The sequence below is a fragment of the uncultured Microbacterium sp. genome (assembly GCF_963521695.1).
GTDB lineage: Bacteria > Actinomycetota > Actinomycetes > Actinomycetales > Microbacteriaceae > Microbacterium.
On record NZ_CAUQWC010000213.1, the window covers coordinates 1 to 6041 of the forward strand.

Annotated in this window: 6 protein-coding genes; 2 read left to right on the plus strand and 4 right to left on the minus strand. The window is 70.4% G+C overall.

Going from position 1 to position 6041, the window contains the following annotated elements:
• Positions 1 to 84 precede the first annotated feature (84 nt).
• On the minus strand, positions 85 to 633 hold the full coding sequence (locus tag RWP81_RS13510; RefSeq protein ID WP_314456916.1) for a helix-turn-helix domain-containing protein: 549 nt from the start codon (positions 631 to 633) through the stop codon (positions 85 to 87).
• Positions 634 to 697: 64 nt separating this feature from the next.
• On the opposite strand from RWP81_RS13510, the gene lipB reads away from it, so the two are divergent.
• Together lipB and lipA are read left to right on the plus strand one after the other, a co-directional pair.
• Positions 698 to 1336: a lipoyl(octanoyl) transferase LipB gene (gene lipB / locus RWP81_RS13515; protein ID WP_314456918.1), complete on the plus strand. Its 639-nt coding sequence runs from the start codon at positions 698 to 700 to the stop codon at positions 1334 to 1336.
• The gene (gene lipA / locus RWP81_RS13520; protein WP_314456920.1) at positions 1333 to 2367 is read left to right on the plus strand and encodes a lipoyl synthase; all 1035 of its coding nucleotides are present in this window, start codon (positions 1333 to 1335) and stop codon (positions 2365 to 2367) included. Before lipB ends, lipA begins: the two co-directional genes overlap by 4 nt.
• A gap of 93 nt (positions 2368 to 2460) precedes the next feature.
• Here the strand turns inward: lipA and RWP81_RS13525 are convergent, their stop codons facing one another.
• From RWP81_RS13525 to RWP81_RS13535, 3 genes are all read right to left on the minus strand, one after another.
• The gene (locus RWP81_RS13525; protein ID WP_314456922.1) at positions 2461 to 2961 is read right to left on the minus strand and encodes a DUF2004 domain-containing protein; all 501 of its coding nucleotides are present in this window, start codon (positions 2959 to 2961) and stop codon (positions 2461 to 2463) included.
• 125 nt (positions 2962 to 3086) lie between these two features.
• Positions 3087 to 3959: a signal recognition particle-docking protein FtsY gene (ftsY, locus tag RWP81_RS13530; RefSeq protein ID WP_314456924.1), complete on the minus strand. Its 873-nt coding sequence runs from the start codon at positions 3957 to 3959 to the stop codon at positions 3087 to 3089.
• Positions 3960 to 3963: 4 nt separating this feature from the next.
• Positions 3964 to 6041, minus strand: a 2078-nt coding sequence (locus RWP81_RS13535; RefSeq protein WP_314456926.1) for an AAA family ATPase, incomplete at its 5' end; no start/stop codon positions are given.

Consider the following 6041-nt stretch of genomic DNA (forward strand, 5'->3'; position numbering starts at 1 on the left):
CGGAGAGGGTGCCGAAAGTCGCCATGATGTGACGAGTTTACGCGGGCTCCGCCGAAGCCGCTGCCGTCCCGCGCGCCTCGCCCCTCAGGCGAGCGCGATGGCCGTGGCGAGCAGGTCGCGGAGCGCACGCTCCGCCGCCGTGCGGTCCGCCCACGCCCAGACGGCCGCCAGCACCGCCGCCGAGAGCGCACCCGCGCGCACCTCCGCCGAGAGCTGCGGCATCCCGTCGCGCACGAACCGCGCCGCGAGCTCCCGCTGCAGACGGAACTGGCGGACGGCCCGGTCGCGATCGAGCTCGCCCGTGATCCCCATCGCGTCGGCGTTGGTGATCGCCAGCGCGAGCGCATCGGGCGCCAGACCGTCTCCGATGCCGCTGAGAGCCTCGTCGGCCGGTTCGCCCGCGCGCAGGCGCCGCCCCGCGGCATCCACCTGCTCGTCGAAGCCCGACCACAGCACGTCGCTCTTGGCGGCGAAGTAGTTGAAGAAGCTCGAGCGGCTCACCCCTGCGCGTCGCGTGATGTCGGAGACGCTCGTGGCGTCGTAGCCCTGCTCGAGGAACAGCTCGCACGCCGCCTCGGACAGCACCTCTCGCGAGGAGGAGCGCGGGCGTCCGCTGCGCGGTTCGGGGGTCACCGATTCAGACTAGACGGGTCACCTCCGTGTATTGTTGGACGCAATCCAACATCGGAGGCGGTCGATGCTCGACATCCACCACGCGGGCCTCGCTCCGCTCTACGTGCCCTACCTCGACGGGTGGGCCCACCAGCGGCGGGTCCACGCCGACGTCGTCGCCCACGAGCGGCCCGACACGCTGCTGCTCCTCGAACACGAGGCCGTGTACACCGCCGGCAAGCGCACCGAGGCGCACGAGCGACCCGACGACGGCACCCCCGTCGTCGATGTCGACCGCGGCGGCAAGATCACGTGGCACGGACCCGGCCAGCTCGTCGGCTACCCGATCGTGCGGCTGCCCGAACCGATCGACGTCGTCGCCCACGTGCGCCGGCTCGAGGCTCTGCTCATCGACGCGCTGCACGCGCACGGCGTCGACGGCTTCCGGGTCGATGGACGCAGCGGCGTCTGGGTGAAGCGACCGCTCGGTGTGGACAAGGTCGCGGCCATCGGCGTCCGCGTCGAGAAGGGAGTGACCATGCACGGCTTCGCGGTCAACTGCGACAACTCGCTCGCCGGCTTCCGGCACATCGTCCCCTGCGGGATCTCGGATGCCGGGGTCACGACCGTGAGCGAGGTGATCGGCGCCGACGTCTCCCCCGCCGACCTCGTCCCCTCGATCGAGCGGGTGTTCCGCGCCGAGTACGCGGCGGTGGCCGCGTGAGCGCCTGCGGGACCGGCAACGCGGGGGCTGCGGCATCCACCGCCCCCAACGGGCGGAAGCTGCTGCGCCTCGAGGTGCGCAACGCCGAGACCCCCATCGAGCGCAAGCCCGAGTGGATCAAGACCAAGGCCAAGATGGGCCCGGAGTACACCGCGCTGCAGAACCTGGTGAAGACCGAGGATCTGCACACGGTCTGCCAGGAGGCGGGCTGCCCGAACATCTTCGAGTGCTGGGAGGACCGCGAGGCGACCTTCCTCATCGGCGGCTCCCAGTGCACGCGGCGCTGCGACTTCTGCCAGATCGACACCGGCAAGCCCGCAGACTACGACACCGACGAACCGCGTCGTGTCGCCGAGAGCGTGACCCGGATGCAGCTGCGCTACGCGACCGTCACCGGCGTCGCACGCGACGACCTGCCCGACGAGGGGGCGTGGCTCCACGCCGAGACGGTGCGGCGCATCCACGCCGAGAACCCCGGCACGGGCGTCGAGATCCTCGCGACCGACTTCTCCGGAAACACCGCGCTGCTGGAAGAAGTGTTCTCGTCGCGTCCCGAGGTGTTCGCGCACAACGTCGAGACGGTTCCTCGCATCTTCAAGCGCATTCGCCCGGCCTTCCGCTACGAGCGCTCCCTCGGCGTGCTGAGCGCCGCTCGCGATGCCGGCCTCATCACCAAGTCGAACCTCATCCTCGGCATGGGCGAAGAACCCGAAGAGGTCGTTCAGGCCCTCGAAGACCTGCGCGCCGCGGGCACCGACATCATCACGATCACCCAGTACCTGCGCCCCACGCCCCGCCACCTGCCTGTGCAGCGCTGGGTGAAGCCGGCGGAGTTCGTCGAGTTCAAAGAGGAGGCCGAGCGCATCGGATTCCTCGGCGTGCTCGCCGGTCCCCTCGTGCGCTCGTCGTATCGCGCGGGGCGCCTGTGGGCGCAGTCGATGGTGTCGAAGGGGCAGCAGATCCCGCCGCACCTCGCGCACCTCGCGAAGGACATCGTCGACGCCGACGCCGGTTTCGCTCAGGCGGTGTGAGGGCGGCGACCGAACTCGTCCCCGGAGGGGGGCGCTCACCCCTCCACTGACGGAGCGAGGGGCCGATGACGGTGGTGCCCGGCGTCTCCGCGCTCAGTCGGCGCTCGTGACCGACTGCACGTGACCGTCGGAGGCGAGGTTGACCAGCAGCACGTCGTCGGTGGCATCCGGGTCGAGGGCGTACTCGAGCACCGCGAACGGGTCGGCGCCGCCGTGCTCGTCGGCGAGGATCGTCATGCTCGTCAACTGCAACGCCTTGATGACATCGATGTGCGTGTCGCCGGTCACATCGGTGAGCAGGTCGTCGAGCTGCTCGCCGAGCGTCGCCTGCTGCTGCAGGATGTACTCGGTCACCTCACTGGTGCGGGAGTCCAACTCGTCGACCATGGCGTTGCGGGCGGCGAGGTCGATCGACTCGAGCGACGAGACCATGGATGCCGCGACGTCGAGGGCCTCGACCGACACGTCGTCTTGATCGGGAGCCGTCAGATCGACGGTGACGCTCTGGTCGCCGAACTCCACGTTCTCACTCCAGAAGATCGACCCGTCGGGGCCGGATTCTAGGAGTCCGAAGAAGTCGTGCTCGATGGCCATGCGTCCATGTAAGCAGTCTGTCCGGGCTTCGGGAAGACGACCCGCCCGCAGCTCGCCGTGCGGTAGGGGCATCGATTCGCGAGGGGCCGCCTGCGCGAGGCACCCCGCGTCGCGCAAGACCCTGCTCAGTCGACGAGCGAGGCCGCGAACACGTGCGGGGTGAAGCCCGTCAGATCGCCGATGCCCTCGCCCTGCCCGAGCAGCTTGACCGGGATGCCGGTGAGCTCCTGCACGGCCAGCACGAATCCGCCCTTGGCCGACCCGTCGAGCTTGGTGAGCACGAGACCCGTGACCCCCGCGCTGTCTAGGAAGGCCTGCGCCTGCATCAGACCGTTCTGGCCGGTCGTCGCATCGAGCACGAGGAGTACCTCGCTGATGGGCGCCTGCTTCTCGATCACGCGCTTGATCTTGCCGAGTTCGTCCATCAGGCCGCCCTTGGTGTGCAGGCGCCCGGCGGTGTCGATCAGCACGATCTCGGTCGCGGTCTCTTTGGCGTGGGAGACGGTCTGGAAGGCGACGGATGCCGGATCCTGACCCTCGTGCTGCGGGCGCACGATGGTCGCTCCCCCGCGCTCGGCCCACGTGGCGAGCTGGTCGACCGCCGCGGCGCGGAAGGTGTCGGCCGCACCGACGACGACCGTGCGACCGTAGCGCTGGAGGAACTTGGCGAACTTGCCGATCGTGGTCGTCTTGCCCACGCCGTTGACGCCGACGACCAGCACGACCGCGGGGCGCTCGGTGAGACGGAGCGTCGTGTCGAACTTCGCGAAGTGCTCCTCGAGCGTCTCGCGGAGCATCCGCTGCAGGTCGCGCGGATCGGTGGTGCGGAAGCGCTCGACCTTCTCGCGCAACTCGTCGATCAGCCGCTCGGTGACGTCGGGGCCGAAATCGGCGGTGAGCAGCGCCGTCTCGAGGTCGTCCCACGTCGTCTCATCGATCGTGGGCTTGACGAACAACCCGCGCAGCGCGCGGCCCAGCGACCAGGAGTTCTCAGCCATTGCCTCAGCTTACGGCCGCCGCCTCGTCCCGGGCGGCGGCGCGGACGGCCGCGCGATCACCGACGCGCTGGCCGACCACGGCTGACACACCGTCCTGACGCATCGAGACGCCGTACAGCGCGTCGGCGATCTCCATCGTGCGCTTCTGGTGGGTGATGACGATGAGCTGACTGCTCGCGCGCAGCTTCTCGAACACGCCGAGAAGACGCCCGAGGTTCGCGTCGTCGAGGGCCGCTTCGACCTCGTCGAGGATGTAGAACGGGCTCGGCCGCGCGGTGAAGATCGAGGTCAGGAACGCCACCGCCGCAAGTGACCGCTCGCCGCCGGACAGCAGCGACAATCGTTCGATCTTCTTCCCCACCGGGCGCACGGCGACCTCGATGCCGGTGGTCAACGGCGAGTCGGGGTCGGTGAGCGAGATGCTGCCCGAGCCGCCCGGGAAGAGGATGGGGAAGATCTCGGTGAAGGCCACGCGGGTGTCTTCGAACGCGGCGACGAAGATCGTCTGCATCCGTTCGTCGAGGTCGGCGATGATCGTCTGCAGGTCCGCGCGGGTCTGCTGCAGATCGGCGAGCTGTTCGGTGAGGAAGGCGTGCCGCTGCTCGAGGGCCGCGAACTCCTCCAGCGCGAGCGGGTTGACCCGGCCCAGCTGCGACAGTTTGCGCTCGGCATCCTGGAGCCGGCGCTTCTGAGCCGCGCGGTCGAACGGGACGCCGTCACCGCCTCGGTCGGCGGGAACGAGCTGATCGGGGCCGTATTCTGCGACGAGCACCTTCTCGTCGAGAGCGAGCTCGGACTGTGCGCGCTCCAACAGGCTCGTGACGTGGAGCTTCTTCTCGTGCATCTGCAGTTCGAGGCCGTGCACGCTCTCGGTGAGGCGTGCAAGACGGTCCCGCACGGCCGCTTCATCGGCGCGGGCGCGCGTCAGTTCTTCGGTGATCGCGGTGCGCGCGGATTCCGCTGCCGCGAGTTCGACCCGGGCCTGGCTGACCGAACGGTCGACCGAGTCGAGAAGAGCGGGAAGGTTACTCGCGACCTCCGCTGCGATCTCGCGTTGGGCGCGCCGGATCACCGCGCGACGGGCGGCCTCCGCCGCGGCCGCGCGTTCACGCTCGCGCTGCTGTTCGAGCTGGACGATGCGGGCCTGACCCGCCCGCACGCGCTCCTTCAGCGCCTCGATGTCCAGACGCGCTCGCATCTCCGTCTCGCGTGCGGCGTCGACCTCGGCGGCCATGCCCTCGCGCGCCGAGGCGTCGAGCAGAGGTCGCGGCGCCTCGAGAGCGCGCGCGAGCGCGTCGTCGGCGCGACGAGCGGCGTCCTCGGCCTCGGCCACCGCGGTCTCCGTCTGAGCGAGTCCCGCGGCGAGGCGATCGCACTCGGCGACCGCCGCCTCGTGCCGCACCGTGACGCGGTTGACCCTCTCAGCGTGGGCCGCCAGCGCGGCATCGTGGGCGCGCAACGTCGACAGCGACTCTTTGGTGCGGTGGCGGGCGTCGGTGAGCGCGCGCTGCTCGTCGGTGAGGGCCTCTCGCAGGGAATCGGCGATGACGACGATCTCATCGAGCCGTTCGGCTGCCGCATCGCGCTCGGCGGCGAGCTCCAGCCGCGACCGTCCTGACCCCGATCCCGCCCGGAGCGTCCGGGCCGTCGCGACCTCCCCGGCGCGGGTGACGACGGTGACGTCGGGGGGCAGCGACGACTGCGCCTCACGCAGGGCGGCGAGGTCGTCGACGACCACCGTTCGCCTCAGGATGCCGAGCACCCCGGGTGACGCGATGACGACCTCAGTCGCGGGAACGGCCCTCGCCACCCCCGTCGCCGTGTCCGCCGGGGAGCCGTCGAGTGCGGCAGCGCCGGCGATGACGATCTCGACCACACCGAGGTCGCCCTCGCGTGCGACGCGCGCGGCGATGAACGCCGCCGCCGCATCGTCGACGAGCAGTCCCTCGGCGAGCGAACCCAAGGCCGCGGCGATCGCCGCCTCGTATCCCGCGGTGACCTTGACGTCGTCGCCCACGAGGCCGCGCACACCCCGCCCGCCGGCGGCGAGCAGGTCGGCTGCGGCGTTGCGCAGGTCGAGGG

What these genes read in the sequence shown, in the direction of transcription:
- lipB (WP_314456918.1), top strand. Translation starts at nt 698, where the DNA reads ATGCTCGACATCCACCACGCGGGCCTCGCTCCGCTCTACGTGCCCTAC.
- RWP81_RS13525 (WP_314456922.1), bottom strand. Translation starts at nt 2,961, where the DNA reads ATGGCCATCGAGCACGACTTCTTCGGACTCCTAGAATCCGGCCCCGAC.
- ftsY (WP_314456924.1), bottom strand. Translation starts at nt 3,959, where the DNA reads ATGGCTGAGAACTCCTGGTCGCTGGGCCGCGCGCTGCGCGGGTTGTTC.